General features: G+C 32.1%; 19 protein-coding genes. All 19 read right to left on the bottom strand.

What is annotated here, in order from left to right; translation table 11 throughout:
- Positions 1–331: 331 nt before the first annotated feature.
- On the bottom strand, positions 332–940 hold the full coding sequence (locus BEE63_RS19095) for a DUF3793 family protein (protein ID WP_066022898.1): 609 nt from the start codon (positions 938–940) through the stop codon (positions 332–334).
- 31 nt (positions 941–971) lie between these two features.
- Positions 972–1,400 carry a flavodoxin gene (locus tag BEE63_RS19090; protein WP_066022897.1) on the bottom strand — a complete coding sequence of 143 codons (429 nt, stop codon included), beginning with the start codon at positions 1,398–1,400 and terminating at the stop codon, positions 972–974.
- Positions 1,401–1,404: 4 nt separating this feature from the next.
- Positions 1,405–1,683, bottom strand: coding sequence for a DUF2325 domain-containing protein (locus BEE63_RS19085; RefSeq protein ID WP_066022896.1), 279 nt, complete (start codon positions 1,681–1,683; stop codon positions 1,405–1,407).
- A gap of 50 nt (positions 1,684–1,733) precedes the next feature.
- Positions 1,734–2,006, bottom strand: coding sequence for a FeoC-like transcriptional regulator (locus BEE63_RS19080; RefSeq protein WP_066023298.1), 273 nt, complete (start codon positions 2,004–2,006; stop codon positions 1,734–1,736).
- Positions 2,007–2,022: 16 nt separating this feature from the next.
- Complete coding sequence (gene feoB, locus BEE63_RS19075) at positions 2,023–4,065, bottom strand: ferrous iron transport protein B (RefSeq protein WP_066022895.1); 2,043 nt, start codon at positions 4,063–4,065, stop codon at positions 2,023–2,025.
- 23 nt (positions 4,066–4,088) lie between these two features.
- Positions 4,089–4,322 carry a FeoA family protein gene (locus BEE63_RS19070; protein ID WP_066022894.1) on the bottom strand — a complete coding sequence of 78 codons (234 nt, stop codon included), beginning with the start codon at positions 4,320–4,322 and terminating at the stop codon, positions 4,089–4,091.
- Between the two features lie 19 nt (positions 4,323–4,341).
- A complete protein-coding gene (locus tag BEE63_RS19065) occupies positions 4,342–4,578 on the bottom strand; it encodes a FeoA family protein (protein ID WP_066022893.1) in 237 nt (78 codons plus the stop codon).
- 226 nt (positions 4,579–4,804) lie between these two features.
- Positions 4,805–5,971 (bottom strand): 30S ribosomal protein S1, encoded by a 1,167-nt coding sequence (rpsA, locus tag BEE63_RS19060; RefSeq protein WP_066022892.1) that lies wholly within the window; start codon positions 5,969–5,971, stop codon positions 4,805–4,807.
- A gap of 25 nt (positions 5,972–5,996) precedes the next feature.
- A complete protein-coding gene (locus BEE63_RS19055) occupies positions 5,997–6,959 on the bottom strand; it encodes a P1 family peptidase (RefSeq protein WP_066022891.1) in 963 nt (320 codons plus the stop codon).
- A gap of 163 nt (positions 6,960–7,122) precedes the next feature.
- Positions 7,123–7,857 carry a precorrin-6A reductase gene (cobK, locus tag BEE63_RS19050; protein ID WP_066022890.1) on the bottom strand — a complete coding sequence of 245 codons (735 nt, stop codon included), beginning with the start codon at positions 7,855–7,857 and terminating at the stop codon, positions 7,123–7,125.
- Positions 7,854–8,573, bottom strand: coding sequence for a precorrin-3B C(17)-methyltransferase (gene cobJ, locus BEE63_RS19045; RefSeq protein WP_066022889.1), 720 nt, complete (start codon positions 8,571–8,573; stop codon positions 7,854–7,856). The genes cobK and cobJ overlap by 4 nt, the downstream gene beginning before the upstream one ends.
- Entirely contained in the window at positions 8,573–9,544 is a 972-nt protein-coding gene (cbiG, locus tag BEE63_RS19040) for a cobalt-precorrin 5A hydrolase (RefSeq protein ID WP_081312613.1), read from the bottom strand. The genes cobJ and cbiG overlap by 1 nt, the downstream gene beginning before the upstream one ends.
- Positions 9,541–10,296 (bottom strand): precorrin-4 C(11)-methyltransferase, encoded by a 756-nt coding sequence (cobM, locus tag BEE63_RS19035; RefSeq protein WP_066022888.1) that lies wholly within the window; start codon positions 10,294–10,296, stop codon positions 9,541–9,543. The genes cbiG and cobM overlap by 4 nt, the downstream gene beginning before the upstream one ends.
- Positions 10,289–10,954 carry a precorrin-2 C(20)-methyltransferase gene (gene cobI, locus BEE63_RS19030; protein WP_066022887.1) on the bottom strand — a complete coding sequence of 222 codons (666 nt, stop codon included), beginning with the start codon at positions 10,952–10,954 and terminating at the stop codon, positions 10,289–10,291. The genes cobM and cobI overlap by 8 nt, the downstream gene beginning before the upstream one ends.
- Positions 10,951–11,502, bottom strand: coding sequence for a precorrin-6Y C5,15-methyltransferase (decarboxylating) subunit CbiT (gene cbiT, locus BEE63_RS19025; protein ID WP_066022886.1), 552 nt, complete (start codon positions 11,500–11,502; stop codon positions 10,951–10,953). Before cbiT ends, cobI begins: the two co-directional genes overlap by 4 nt.
- A complete protein-coding gene (gene cbiE / locus BEE63_RS19020; RefSeq protein ID WP_066022885.1) occupies positions 11,499–12,089 on the bottom strand; it encodes a precorrin-6y C5,15-methyltransferase (decarboxylating) subunit CbiE in 591 nt (196 codons plus the stop codon). The genes cbiT and cbiE overlap by 4 nt, the downstream gene beginning before the upstream one ends.
- On the bottom strand, positions 12,089–13,153 hold the full coding sequence (gene cbiD / locus BEE63_RS19015) for a cobalt-precorrin-5B (C(1))-methyltransferase CbiD (RefSeq protein WP_066022884.1): 1,065 nt from the start codon (positions 13,151–13,153) through the stop codon (positions 12,089–12,091). The genes cbiE and cbiD overlap by 1 nt, the downstream gene beginning before the upstream one ends.
- Positions 13,154–13,173: 20 nt before the next feature.
- Positions 13,174–13,953, bottom strand: coding sequence for a sirohydrochlorin cobaltochelatase (locus BEE63_RS19010; RefSeq protein WP_066022883.1), 780 nt, complete (start codon positions 13,951–13,953; stop codon positions 13,174–13,176).
- Positions 13,954–13,985: 32 nt separating this feature from the next.
- Positions 13,986–14,828, bottom strand: a complete 843-nt coding sequence (locus tag BEE63_RS19005) for an energy-coupling factor ABC transporter ATP-binding protein (RefSeq protein WP_066022882.1) — start codon at positions 14,826–14,828, stop codon at positions 13,986–13,988.
- Positions 14,829–14,836: the final 8 nt, after the last annotated feature.

Raw genomic sequence — 14,836 nt, 5'->3', positions numbered from 1 at the left:
TATATCTACACCCGTCTTTTTAATTTTAAATTTATGTATTCTGTTTATTTAAATCATATAAACCTTATTTATAATATAAAACATTGTTTGATTTCTTATCATATATCAAATCAAAATGATAGTTAATTAAGTTGCTTTTATTATACTACAAATCCTATCATTATAGCCTTATTTTTCATATAGAAATTGACCTATTCTATATTGCTAATTGCATATATTTCGTTCTGTATAAATACAAAAGCTCCCAAGGGAAATCCTCAGAAGCTTCACTTATCTACTCAATTTTTATGTTTTCTATTTAAACTCTCTAAATTTTTAATACTTATACTCATCAACATAATGACATCAATTCAGTAGGCTTATATCCCTTAAGAATAAGTTCAATTATACTTTCCTTTATTGAATCATAATTATTAAAAATCACTTTAGCTTTCTCTACATTATGATAAACTTTCCAATATCCTACCATTTTGCACTCTGTATCATTACAATCCATAAAAGATATTACATCCTCTATGGGATATCCTAAAAATACTCCAATTTCATGTGGACATATTTTTTCAAATCTTCTTTTCAAATGGCATAAACACTGATTAACATTCATTTCACTTTTATACCCAAACCTATTTAAAAAGACAATATTTTGCTTATCCTTTATATGTATTTCCATCATCTCATAGTTGTAAAATAATACCACTATATTTCTTTTATCCCTACGTAATTCAAAGAAACTGACACCTAGCTTCTTTCTTAATCTATCCTTATATTTATTCCATATTAAATTTAATTTTCTTTTATCATTACTAAAAGTAACTAGAGAGGCTATTTTTTGTTTCTTTAAAGTTGGTCCACAATTACATATTATTATATACAATAAGTATTCAAAATCATCATACTCATTAACAATATTAAAAAATTTAGTTACTTGTTCCCTACTCACAAAATAGCCTCCCTATATTATTATTAAAATCTTATTTTTCTGATAATGTCGCACCTAACTTCTGGCAATTTTCTATACTGCTGTCATCTGGTTCATTATTTATTATCAGGCTTTCCTGAACAAGATTTGCTCCAAAACCCTCCATTTGTTTTTCCCAGTTAGTCATCCAATCACCGCCGCCCCAACCGTATGAGCCAAATAAAACAATATTCTTTCCTTTAACAGCCTCAGAAGCAGATTCTATAAATGGTTCCATTTGAGATTCCTCAAGCTGTTCAGCACCCATAGCGGGGCAACCAAAAGCTATTAAATCAGCATCTGATACATCCTCAATTGATGCATCACCTACGCTAATAAGTTTTACAACTGTATTTTGTCCCTCTGCTCCATCTTTTATTCCTTTTGCCATAGCTTCCGTATTTCCTGTACCACTCCAATAAATTATTGATATTTTTTTCATGATTTTAATCCTCCTGATTTATTTTATTTTTTATATGTGACCAAGCCCGTTTAGAAAAAACAAGCTTTATCCCTTGTCTTCTTGTTTCTTTTTTTATAATATTCATAAGTGGATGCTCTACATAATCCACTAAAACCAAAACTAAATCTATTTGATTTGGTATTTTTATTTTTCTATCTCCACGTTTTCTTCCTGTTATATGAAATACATCAGAGAATCCATTTTGAGCTAATTTGTCTTCGATATTTCCAATTTTATCTCCTCCAACAACTAAAACACTCATTTGCATCCTCCTTTACTTGTTGATTATCATTCTCAATGAAGGCTGTAATATTATACAGCTGCCCTACCTTTTTCAGTAAGTTTCCACAAATCTATGTTTACATTATTTTTACCACTACAGCAACTTCTTCTTTTTTTAGAATTGCAGCTTCCGCAGTCACAGCCTGATGAAGCATTCATATTATCTTTAACTATATAACCAAGTCTTTCAAGTTGAGATATCATTTGCTCTACCATACTTTCATCTATTCCAAGTTCTTTAGCCATTTTTTTGTTTGAGTACAAACCACCCTCTGAAAGTCTTTTTAAAATTTTCATCATCATAAAAATCATCCTTTCCTTAAACAAATCCCATAAGTCTTCCTACCTGATATACTATTACTGCACATATCCATCCAATTGCACAGGTATATGCTACTGCTCCCCATGCCCATTTGCTTGAGTTAGTTTCACTCTTTATTGCTCCTATAGTTGCAACGCATGGAACATATAAAAGACACATTACCATAAATGACATTGCTGTAAGTGGAGTAAATGTATTTTGTATTGCATGGAAAAGATGTACTCCTTCGTCAACACCGTAAATTGTTCCAAAAGTACCAACAACAGCTTCCTTAGCTGCAAATCCTGTTATAAGTGCAACTCCTGCCTGCCATGTTCCAAAGCCTGCTGGTTTAAATATAGGTGCTATTAATGCTCCAAGCCTTGCTAATATTGTTTTATCCTGTGCTGCTCCTGCTGGTAAATTAGTAAGTACCCAGACAACTATACACACAACTAAAATAACTGTTCCTGCCTTCTTTAAGAAGTGACTTGATTTTTCCCACATGTGAATTAAAATTCCTTTAAGCGTTGGTATACGATAAGGAGGTAGCTCCATAACAAAATAAGAATTTTCGCCTTTAAATACTTTTGAGCTGAGAAATTTACCCATTAATATTGCAACCATAATACCTAAAGCATAAAGTATAAATACTATAAGTCCACCTTCACTGAATATACCTATTTTTTTATTTGCAAAGAATGCTCCAATAAATAATCCATAAATTTCAAGCCTTGCCGGACACGACATAAAAGGACTTATTAAAATAGCTATCATTCTATCCTTTTTATTTTCAAGTGTTCTTGCTGACATTATTCCCGCAACATTACAGCCTGATCCAATTATAAGTGATACTGCTGTTTTACCATGAAGTCCAACTGCATGCATAAGTCTGTCCATTACGTATGCTGCTCTTGCCATGTATCCGCTGTCTTCAAGAAGTGAAATGAAAAAGAACATTATGAGAATCATAGGGAAAAATCCAAGAACTGAACCGACACCACCAAAAATACCATCACGTACAAAATCACCTAAAAGCTGTGGTGCTCCCATTTGCTGAAGTGTAAAATCCACATTAGTTCCAAGCTGTCCTATTAAATCATTAACTAAATCCGCAAGTTTTCCATTACCTAAACCTATGGAAATCTGATAAACTCCAAACATTATAATTGCAAATATTGGTATTCCAAGCCATTTATTAGTTATCACTTTATCTATTTTATCCGAAACAGTCTCTTTAATAACAACATCTTTTTTCACACTGCTTTTAACTATATTGCTTATTTTTTCATATCTCTTATCAATTATAAAAGCATCTGGCTCATAACCAATAGACTTAGTAAGTGTTTCTATACTATTATAAACTTTATTTTTTACATCATTAGTTTCTACTTTTTCACTTACATACTTATTTACATATTCATCATTTTCTATAAGCTTTAATGCTGTCCATGAAGTTGGATACTCGAGTGCCACAGCACTTTCTGAAAAGGCGTCCTCAATTTTTTTAATCTCTTTTTCAACTTCAGAGCCATAATTAATTTTATATAAATCATTACTAGAAGAATCTCCAAGTTTAACTGCTGCACTTATAAGTTCATCTATTCCCTGTTTCTTTGGTGCTACTGTTGGAACTGCTGGAATTCCAATAGCTGATGATAACTTTTTAACATCTATTTCTATGTTCTTATTTTTAGCTTCATCCATCATGTTTAGTGCTAAAACGACCTTAGCCCCAGTTTCAAGAATCTGCATAGTGAGATATAAATTTCTTTCAAGATTGCAGGAATCCACAACATTTATAACCACATCCGGTTTTTCCTTAAGTATAAAATCACGGGCTACAACTTCATCTTCTGAATATGCGCCTAAGCTGTACGTCCCTGGCAGATCAACTACCGTTATATCTCTACTTTGAAACTTTAATTTTCCCTCTTTCTTCTCAACTGTAACACCAGGCCAGTTACCTACATGCTGCCTTGACCCTGTAAGTTCATTAAACAAGCTAGTTTTACCACAGTTTGGATTACCAGCTAAAGCAATTACTAAATTTTTATTCATTATCAGCCCTCCAATTAATCTTTCTAAACTTCTCTAACCATAACCTTTTGTGCCATTGACCTTCCAAGTACAAGTCTTGTTTCACCAAGCTTTATTACTAAATGACCTATGTCATTATTCATTATCTTAATTATGGTTCCTTTACTAAGTCCCATTTCCATTAATTTTTTGCACATGTTTTCTCCTCCAACTACATCTTTTATTTCTGCACTGCTCCCCATAGAAACTGCATTTAACGGCATACTTTTTTCATTCATATAAATTCCCCCTTAATTTTTATATTAACTCTACTAAAATATCCTTTGCTTCATTCTTTCTCAAGCTTAAATTGTACCCTCTAAGTTGAAGTTCTATAGGGTCACCCATAGGTGCTTTTCCTGCCACAAGAATTTCTGTTCCCCTGACAATTCCCATGTCCATAATTTTTCTTCTAACTTTGCTTTCAGGTAATATTCCTACCACCTTGACTCTTGATTTAATTTCAACTTCATTTAAGCCTATACCATTTGACATAACATCACTCTCCTAAAGCTATTATTTTTTATATATAATTATTATCATATGAGATTGATAATCATAATCAACTATGTTGTAATTGTATTACATTAAATTACTTATGTCAATAGGGATTTTCTTATTTTCGCATTTATTCCCACAGCTCCCATTCCAATTTCAAATAAAAAAAAGCTGCATATAAGCACAGAATCATACCTATACACAGTTTTTTATGATGCTTATATTATTTTTCAAATTTAAAGTCTTTTAATAAATCTGCTAAGCTTGTATTTGCCTGACCTTTATCTACATACTTTTCAAAATCAACTTGAGGTTTTTCTGCTGCTTCTTTTATACTTAAACTTATTCTATCTTTTTCACTATCAATGTCTAAAATCTTTACTTTAACTTTGTCTCCTACCTTTAATACATCAGAAACCTTTAAAATTTTATCTTCTGATATTTGAGATATATGAACAAGTCCTTCAACACCATCTGCAATTTCAACAAAAGCTCCAAAATCTACAATTTTACATACTGTTCCTTCTACTATATTTCCTACTTTAAATTCACTATTTACATTATTCCATGGATCTTCACTTACATCTTTTAACGAAAGTGATATTCTACCTTTTTCCTTATCGGCTTCTAGTACATAAACTTCAACCTTATCTCCAACATTTACTACATCTGAGGCCTTCTTAACTCTCTTCCAAGATAATTCTGAAAGATGTATAAGTCCATCTACTCCTCCTAAGTCAACAAAAGCACCAAAATTAGTAAGTCTAACTACAACTCCTTCTCTTTTTTCTCCAACTTTTATGCTGCTCCATAACTCATCTTTTTTAACTTTAAGTTCTTCTTCTTCAACTTTTTTGCCAGATACTATTATTCTCTCTTTTTCCTTTTCAAATTCAATAACTTTTGCTTTAACTATCTTATTAACAAAGGAATTTAAATTTTCAACATAAGATACTGAAATTTGGGACGCTGGCATAAACACTCTTATTCCATCTATGTATCCTACAACTCCACCTTTTACAGCTTCAGATATAGTTACATCTATAACTTCACCTTTTTTAAATGCACTTTCGAGTTCATCTAGAGCCTTTATTTTATCTGCAATTTTCTTGGATACAAGTACATTTCCTTCTCCATCATTCATTTTCATTATGTACAAATATATTTCATCATTTTCCTTCAAAACTTCACTAGGATTAACATCCTCAGTACTGCTCATTTCACTTTTAGGTAACAATGCATCTGACATGTATCCTATATTTATTACAGCACCCTCTTGAGATACAGATACAACCTTACCTTTTACAATTTCACCTGCTTTTACAGTCTTCATTGAATTTTCAATTTCATCCATAAATTCATTCATTGAAACCTTATTATCTTCTGCCATGTTTATTTCCCCTAACTATATATATTTACAAATCATTTAATGATTTATATCCAAACATTGTTTTAGCATTTCTCACTGCCCTAAGCACTGCTTCTTCCATTACCTTAGCTGATAGAAATCCGACTACAGACATATCTGCATCAACTTTCCCAGTTGCCATAGTAAATATGGTATCGCCATCAAACATGGAATGTGCTGGTCTCATAGTTCTTGCATAACCATCATGAGCCATTGAAGCAATCTTATTCATTTCACTCTTGTTAAATTTTCCATTTGTAACTACTACTCCAATTGTAGTATTTCCACTAAATAAATTTTTCTTTTCAGCATAGCTTTTTACCATTATATCTTCTGTACATGCAAAAGTTTTTTTATCCTTGTTTAAGGCACCTGCTATTATTTTTCCTGAACGTGGATCTACTACATCTCCAAGGCAATTTACTGCTACACATGCACCAACTTTAAGTTCACCAGCCTGAAGTGCATAACATCCAAGTCCACCTTTCATTGAATATTCTGCTTTTCCAGATATTTTTCCAACAGTGGCACCTGCGCCTGCACCTACATTGCCTTCTTTGCATTTATTTATCTCTGAATTTTTACATGCTTCGTAACCCATATTTTTATCTGGTCTTATTTTATAATTTCCAATACCAAGATCAAATAAAACTGCTGAACAAACAATTGGAACTTTAGTAACCTGTACATCAAATCCAATATTTTTTTCCTCTAAATACTGCATAACTCCACCTGCTGCATCAAGTCCAAAGGCACTTCCTCCAGCTAATACTACAGCATGAATTCTATCCACAAGATTTACAGGATTGAGTAAATCCGTTTCTCTTGTCCCCGGAGAACCTCCTCTTACATCGACTCCAGCGGGAGCTCCATCATCACAGATTACTACAGTACATCCTGTTGGACCATCTAAATTTTGAGCATTTCCTATTCTTATACCCTCAATTTCGTCAAATGATATCTCCTTCATATTATTCTCCTTATATTAAAAAATATTTTAAAGCAATTTGATTCAAAGTAAAGCCTTCTTGCTTAATATATTTACCCTTATTTTATTTATCATACCACAATTGCCCACAATAGAAAAACCCAAGTCCTTGTACACTGACTTGAGTTTTTAAAATTTTTGTGTTTTACAAATGTGAATTTAATATTATATTAATTAATTCATCTAATTTGTAAATTCCTTCTTCTTTATTTCTCCCTATAATAACAGCTTTTATATTAAGTTTTCTGCATGCCTCAAGTTTTTCTAAAGTTCCACCTCTAGTGCCGCTGTCCTTCATAATTACATAATCCGCCGAATATTCTTTAAACATTGCTCTATTAAAAGCTTCACTGTAAGGCCCAAGCGCTGCCACAATATCTTTAAGCTTTACACCATGTTTTTCACATTCCTTTATGCTAGGAGTAGCAGGTAACACTCTATAAATAAATCTATTATTCCCTTTAACTTTTTCAAAATCACATATATTTTTCATTCCTGTAGTAAAAAACACTGTTCCTCTTATACTCTTTATGAATTCTATACATTGGCTCAATGAATCTACATATATGCAGCCCTTATAATCCGATATCTTATCCCTTACATACCTAATATATTTTAGATTGTATTTTTTACTTACTTCAACTGCATTTTGGGTTACCTCTACTGCATACGGATGTGACATATCTACTATCATTTTAATATGTTCACTTTTTATGAATTCTTCCATTAATTGCTTATCCATTCTTCCAACAAACAATTTTCCTTGAGGAATAAATTCTCTCTCACTTTCAGTAGCAGAAGACACTATAAAATCAGCCTTATCATATAATGCTCTTGTTAATTCTGCGGCTTCAGAAGTTCCACCTATTATCCATATCAAATAGAGTATCCCCTTTCAGTTACAATATTGCCATTAACAACAGACGTACTTTTATTTCCTATAATAACTAAAGTCCTCATATCAACAAAATCAAAATTAATGTGAGCCAGCGTTGTAATAATTTTTTCTTGTCCATCTCTTTCTGCATTTTTAACCATTCCGACAACAGTATCGCCGCTCTTATAATTTTTAATTATATCTATGGCTTTTTTTAGTTGAAGCTTCCTACTTTTACTTTTAGGATTATAAATTGCTATAACAAAATCACCCTGTGCTGCAAGTTTAATTCTATTCTCTATAACCTCCCAAGGTGTCATAAGATCACTTAAACTTATACAGCAAAAATCATGCATTATTGGTGCTCCAAGCTCTGCCGCTGCTGCAAAAGCACTTGTAACTCCAGGTACAACCTCTACTTCTATATCTTTAGCCAGCTCAAGTATTGGACCTGCCATTCCATATAAACCTGCATCGCCAGTACTTATTATGGCAGTATCAAACCCGGCCTTTACTTTTTCTACAGCCAATTTGCATCTTTCTATTTCTCCACGCATGCCTGTACTTATTATTTCTTTTCCCGTAATAAATTCCTTAATAAGTTCAATATAATATTTATACCCTACTATTACAGGTACCTTCTTTAATACCTTTACAGCTTTTACTGTCATATATTCTTTTCCGCCAGGGCCTATACCTACAACATAAAGTTTCGCCATTATTTTTTCCTCCCAACTGCAATAGTTATTCCATTTACTATACTTTTCTTAACTATTAATTCTCCACCTGCCAAATACGCACATGGTTCGCATACAGAAGTAACACCAACTTTACTTTTAACAAAGCTGCTTGAAGTAAACATATGCTGTACTTTACATATATCTTCTTTAGAAAAAGTAACAAACGGGCAATTAAGCTGCTTACTTAATTCAACTATTCCCAGCTCGCTTTTTTTAATATCAATACTTGCAATTCCACATATGGACTTTATATTTAAATTATTTTCTTTAAACACTTTTTCTAATGCATTTAGAATTTCCACTTTACTTTTTCCACGTTTGCACCCTATACCAACCACCAAATTTTTAGGCACTAATATGCATACAGGTTTATTGCAACTAATATTTTTTAATGAAGTTACATAAATAGCACCCTCATAATTTTTATTATTTACATTATCATAACCTATAGAAGCCTTAATTTCAGATTCATAATATATATTTCCACCATTAACCATAATAGCAGTGATTTTTTTTGCCATTTCCATATCTTCTATGTGTAAATTAAGTCTTTTAGCAAACATATCTACAGCCTCAATATTTCTTCCGTCTGAAGCTGTGGTTATTACGGCTTCAGCTCCAGTAATCTTCTCAAGCTTCTTTGCAAGGCTATTAGCTCCTCCAATATGACCTGATAAAAGACTTACAGCATATCTCCCCATATCGTCCATTACAACAACTGCGGGATCTTCAGTTTTACTTTTTATATATGGCGCAAGCATCCTCACAGCTATACCAACTGCACTTATAAAAATGATATTATCATAACTAATAAAAATTTTCTGAAGAACTGATTTAATGCCTCCTGATACATTTTTATTTATAAATACATCAGCACCATCTAAATCCTTACATATATTTTGGGATAATCTTTCTCCTCTATTTGTAAATACTGTAATTGCAGTCTTCATTTTTTTCCCTTTCTGAAGCCGTGAGAAAATTCAGGATCATAGAGTTTTGATCTATTATAATCTCCATCTATAAAATTGCCAACTAAAATCTGAGCAAAATTCTTTATGCCATTATCTTTAACCTTCTCTGCTATATCCTTTAAAGTACCGTATATTATCTTTTCATCAGGCCAAGTTGCTTTATATACAACAGCTACTGGAACATCTTCTCTACCATAGCCTAGTTTCAGTTTCTCAACTACTTTTTCAATATTCTGTGCAGAAAGAAAAATTGACATTGATGCTTTATGTGCTGCCAGAAGTTCTAATTTTTCACCTTCTGGTACCTTAGTTCTTCCTTCCATTCTCGTTATTATAACAGTTTGACTTACACTTGGCAGCGTAAACTCCTTTTTTATAGCGGCGCAACTTGCTGTAAAGGAACTAACGCCTGGTATTACCTCATACTTTATATTCCTTTTATCAAGTTCATCCATCTGTTCACGTATAGCACCATATATTGTTGGATCACCAGTATGTAGTCTAACTAAATTTTCATTTTCATTTTGAGACTTTTCCATAATATTTACAACCTCTTCCAGTGTCATGCCTGCACTGTCATAGTTCTTACAATTCTCCTTGCAATATTTAAGGTGAACCTTAGATACAAGTGATCCTGCATATATTACAGTATCAGCAGCTTCTATAAGCTTTCTTCCTTTTACAGTTATAAGATCTTCATCACCTGGACCTGCTCCTACAAAGCTAATCATTGTTTTTCCTCCTCCCTAATAAAAGAGACATATAACTTTTATCTTCAAGTATTTCTTCTTTATCATATAATATTTTTTCATCTGACCTACCGCAGCACTTTATATAAACATACTGAAATTCATATTTTTCAAGTGTATCAAGTATGTCTTTTTTATTTTTATAGGTTTTTAATATAGCTACGCTGCTGCATTTTTTTAGAATTTCTTCATCTATACTGCCATCACATAAATAAAAACCTTCGCCCTTCATTGCAATTGGTATTTTTACTTTGCTGGCTGCCGCAGTAAAAGAGGATATTCCGGGGATAGCTTCAACATTAACCTTTATTTTTTCTAATTCTCTCATTAAATATAAAAATGTGCTATACACCATAGGATCTCCAAGTGTAAGAAACACTCCTGTATCTCCATCCATTAAAGTCTCCTCTATAACCTTTGCTGCCTTTGAGTATCTTATATCATTATTTTCTCCCATAACTATGCTTATTGGAACTATCTTTTTTTCATCAACATAATCTTTCACTATAAGAAGTGCTGTACTTTCACCCTTTCTATCTGGTACAAATATAGCTGAAGCTTCCTTTATAGCTTTATAAGCTTTTATTGTAAGATATTCTGCATCACCAGGTCCTACACCTATTCCATATAATTTTTTCATGGTTTTATCCCCCTAACTAAAAATACAGGATTATTAGCCTTCATAAGTCCTAATCCATCTACAATTGAAACCTGAAACAGTTTTATCTCTATATTTAAATAATTGTATTCCTTTAATATTTCGCAAAAATCATTCATATTTTTAACTCTAATAAAAGTTGCTGCAATTATGCCAGAAGCTTTAAGCTTTCCATTTATAATTTCAAATATTTCTTTAAGCCTGCCTCCACTTCCACCTATAAAGCATTTATTAAAATCAGGCACTTTATTTAAAATTTCTGGTGCCTCTCCTTCTAATAAATTCACATTAACCTTAAATTTTTCAGCATTTTTTTCTATTAATTCTATTGCCTGCTTCTTTTTTTCAATAGAATAGACAGCTGCTCCAGATAAAGCCGCCTGTATTGAAATAGATCCTGTCCCTGCACCTACATCTAAAAAAATATCATCTTTATCTATTGCAAGAGCTGCAATTACAGCAATTCTAACATCAAATTTAGTCATAGGAACTTTGTTTCTTATAAATTCCTCATCTCTCAACCACTTCAAATTTCAATCACCACCACTGATAATTTAGATACGTTAAAAATATCGTCTCCTATATTTTTTTCAATTATAATTTCATCTTCGTATGACAAATTAAACCCTGAATATATCCTTCCCTTTACTCCAATACTATAAAGTTTTTTAGATATATAAGAAGGTGTATTAGTTTTATCCGTAAGAAATACATATACATTTTTATTTAATACCATATTTTGAATATCCGCATTTTTCCCGTGTAAACTTATAAGTTCAGCTCCCTGCCAGCTTTTCTTAAGCTTACACATCATATACTGAAAAGAAGACAATCCTGGTACAATTTCATCAATACAAATTTTCTTTCGTGTAAGATAATCGGTTATTCCAAAAAAACAGGGATCACCAGAAGCCAATATATCAACATCCTTATTTTTTTCTATAGCTTCTTCAACCTCACATAATCTATTTACTGATATTATCTTATCATTCAATTTAGCTGCATCAGAAGCTGCCCTTTCAAAAGCAACAATACATTTAGAATTTTTTATTATATTAACAGCCTCAAAAGTCATATATTTAACATTTCCAGGCCCTATTCCAATAATTCTAATCATTAAAGCACCCCATATTCCATAGAGTATATATATACCTTGATTTTTATTTGATCGGTTTTTAAATATTTTCTTATTCTTTTTTCGCAACCAGTTGTCATGTAAGAAAACACTTTATTCCACGAAGTATTATGTATAATTTTAACTGCTTCTTCTGCCGTAACACATTTTCTCATTTCCTGCAAAACTTCCATGGGTGCCCCAAGCATAGCAAGATAATATATAAAAGCTTCTATTCTAGTATCGCAAACCTTACTATGAGTATTGAAAATTCCTAGAGACAATTTAGAAAACTTACCTATATGCCCTACAAGTATTATTTCAGTAAAACCCTTACTTTTGCAATATAAAAGAGCATCACCTATATAGTTTGATACCTTTACCCTAGGTGCAGAAAGTCCAAGCTCTTTAACCATAGTTTCTCCATAGTTCCCTGGAAAAAGTATTATGCTCCTGCTCCCCTCATCATATATCTTATCTATTTCCATATATATAGTTTTTACAAGAGCAGCCTCTGACATTGGTTCCACAATACCCGTTGTTCCTATAATTGAAATTCCACCGAATACGCCTATATTTTCATTAAAAGTTTTTTTTGCTATAACTTCTCCTTCAGGAGCATAAATAGTTATATTATAACCTTTATTTGAAACTCTCCTTATTTCATCTTCAATCATTTTTCTAGGCACTGGATTTATAGCTGCTTCACCAACTTTTCCAAATAATCCTTTTCTTTTTATCCTCCCTATTCCCTGTCCACCATCTATATTTATTATGTTATCATCACGTCTAGTTACCCTTGCAAATATCTCTATTCCATCAGTTGCATCAGGATCATCTCCACTATCTTTTACAATGCAGCAACTGCTAAACTCATCATTAACTTCTGCCTTTTCCACCTTCAATTTAAGTTTCATTCCATATGGCGTATCAATGTCTACATATTCTATTTTCCTTTTGCCTAAAAGCATTATAACTGCGGCTTTAGCTGCCGCAGCGCTGCAACTTCCTGTTGTATAACCACAGCGAAGTCTTTTTCCTTCTTTTATAACATAAAGCTCATTCATTTTTTCACCACCACATATATTTAAATATTCTCTAAAGCCTTTTTTATATGGGATACATATATTTTTTGAAAATCTTTAAGCTCTCCTAATCCATGAATATATGTTTCAACTTTAAAGCCCTTTAATTTTAAAATATTCTCCCAGGAATCCTCCTTCTCACCACACATATCATTTTTAACATGATCACCTGCTACTATCAAAAGTGGTGCTAACATCACTTCATGTGCTCCTGATTTTTCAAGCCACTTTATCCCTTGTTCAAGTCCTGGATATCCTTCAACCGTAGCTATAAACACATTATTGAATTTTCTTTCATGAATAACATCCATTAGTTCACAGTAACAGGCATTTGCATAATGATTTGAACCATGAGCCATAAATATCACTGCCTTATTATTAGGTATAATAGTTCTAATAGCATCCAAAAACACTTCATAATCTCCATGATCATACATTACAGGTGTTCCTAGTATTAATTTCTTAAAAGCTTTCCTATTAATAAACTCTTCTACTGTTTTTTTTACATAATCATACTCTATTCCAGGTATTATATGAAGTGGCTGAACTACAACTTCCTCAAAACCTTCACTGTACAATTTCTCTAAAGCTTCTTCCGGAGTATCCACGCTCAAGTTATCTCTATTTTTCAATTTTTTAATAACCATGTGTGATGTGTATGCTTTTCTAACCTCATAATCCTTATAATCCTGGGCTATTTTGTTTTCAATAGCATCTAAGGTAAGTTTTCTTGTATCTGAATATGTAGTTCCAAAACTGACTACTAATATAGCTTTTTTCACTTTTATTCTCCTTACTATAATATTTTAAAAATCTATTTTCGGTTTTTTTGATTTTCTAAAACTCTTCTAATTTGCCCAATAGTTAAAGGTAATTCTCCATTATCTAGTTTTATAACTCCATCTTTTTCTAAAATTTCTGCTAGATGAGCTATTCTAGGAAGTCTAAGTCCTATATCTCTAATAACCTTTTTATTACTGAATACCTCTTTAGTTGTACCACTAAGCACTATTTCACCTTTATTTAATAAGTATATCCTATCTGCAAGAAGTGGCACAATATCTACGTCGTGAGTAGCAAAAATTAAAGTTATATGAAGTTTACTATTGATATAATTTAACAATTTTACAATCTGGCTAACACCCCTTGGATCTAGAGCCGCTGTAGGTTCATCAAGAACTAAAACCTTAGGTTTCATTGCAAGAACGCTAGCTAAAGCAACTCTCTTCTTTTCACCACCACTTAAATTAAATGGACTTCGTTTTTCATAACCCTCTATTCCAACTGCCTTTAAAGCCCACTTTATAGAAGCTTCCAATTCCTGTCCTTTTATTCCCATATTCATTAATCCATAAGCAATTTCCTGATGAACTGTAGAATTAAAAAGTTGATCATCAGAATCCTGAAAAATCATTCCAACCTTACTTCTTATTTTAAGCAAATTTTTCTTGTTTATTTCTAGTCCATCTACTATTACTTTACCTTTATCAGGAACAATAAGTCCATTAAATAATTGAAACAATGTTGATTTACCAGCACCATTCTCCCCTAAAATAGCAACTTTTTCTCCGCTATTAATGGTCAAATTTACATTTTTTAAAGCCAAATTACTTTGGTCATAGCTGTAACTAGCATTTTTAATATTAATTAATTCCATTAACCTTC

Origin of the sequence: Clostridium pasteurianum, from assembly GCF_001705235.1 — a bacterium.
In the GTDB taxonomy this organism is placed as follows: Bacteria; Bacillota; Clostridia; order Clostridiales; family Clostridiaceae; genus Clostridium_S; species Clostridium_S pasteurianum_A.
Note: the sequence above shows the minus strand (reverse complement) of the source record. Positions and strands in the feature narration are given on the sequence as shown.

Excerpts from the sequence above, each read along its gene's own strand:
- rpsA (WP_066022892.1), bottom strand. The coding sequence starts at position 5,971 with ATGGCAGAAGATAATAAGGTTTCAATGAATGAATTTATGGATGAAATT.
- BEE63_RS19070 (WP_066022894.1), bottom strand. The coding sequence starts at position 4,322 with ATGAATGAAAAAAGTATGCCGTTAAATGCAGTTTCTATGGGGAGCAGT.
- cbiG (WP_081312613.1), bottom strand. The coding sequence starts at position 9,544 with ATGAAGACTGCAATTACAGTATTTACAAATAGAGGAGAAAGATTATCC.
- BEE63_RS19065 (WP_066022893.1), bottom strand. The coding sequence starts at position 4,578 with ATGTCAAATGGTATAGGCTTAAATGAAGTTGAAATTAAATCAAGAGTC.
- BEE63_RS19090 (WP_066022897.1), bottom strand. The coding sequence starts at position 1,400 with ATGAAAAAAATATCAATAATTTATTGGAGTGGTACAGGAAATACGGAA.
- feoB (WP_066022895.1), bottom strand. The coding sequence starts at position 4,065 with ATGAATAAAAATTTAGTAATTGCTTTAGCTGGTAATCCAAACTGTGGT.
- cbiE (WP_066022885.1), bottom strand. The coding sequence starts at position 12,089 with ATGATTAGAATTATTGGAATAGGGCCTGGAAATGTTAAATATATGACT.
- cobI (WP_066022887.1), bottom strand. The coding sequence starts at position 10,954 with ATGAAAAAATTATATGGAATAGGTGTAGGACCTGGTGATGCAGAATAT.
- cbiD (WP_066022884.1), bottom strand. The coding sequence starts at position 13,153 with ATGAATGAGCTTTATGTTATAAAAGAAGGAAAAAGACTTCGCTGTGGT.
- cobJ (WP_066022889.1), bottom strand. The coding sequence starts at position 8,573 with ATGGCGAAACTTTATGTTGTAGGTATAGGCCCTGGCGGAAAAGAATAT.
- BEE63_RS19080 (WP_066023298.1), bottom strand. The coding sequence starts at position 2,006 with ATGATGATGAAAATTTTAAAAAGACTTTCAGAGGGTGGTTTGTACTCA.
- BEE63_RS19005 (WP_066022882.1), bottom strand. The coding sequence starts at position 14,828 with ATGGAATTAATTAATATTAAAAATGCTAGTTACAGCTATGACCAAAGT.
- BEE63_RS19085 (WP_066022896.1), bottom strand. The coding sequence starts at position 1,683 with ATGAGTGTTTTAGTTGTTGGAGGAGATAAAATTGGAAATATCGAAGAC.
- BEE63_RS19055 (WP_066022891.1), bottom strand. The coding sequence starts at position 6,959 with ATGAAGGAGATATCATTTGACGAAATTGAGGGTATAAGAATAGGAAAT.
- cobM (WP_066022888.1), bottom strand. The coding sequence starts at position 10,296 with ATGATTAGCTTTGTAGGAGCAGGTCCAGGTGATGAAGATCTTATAACT.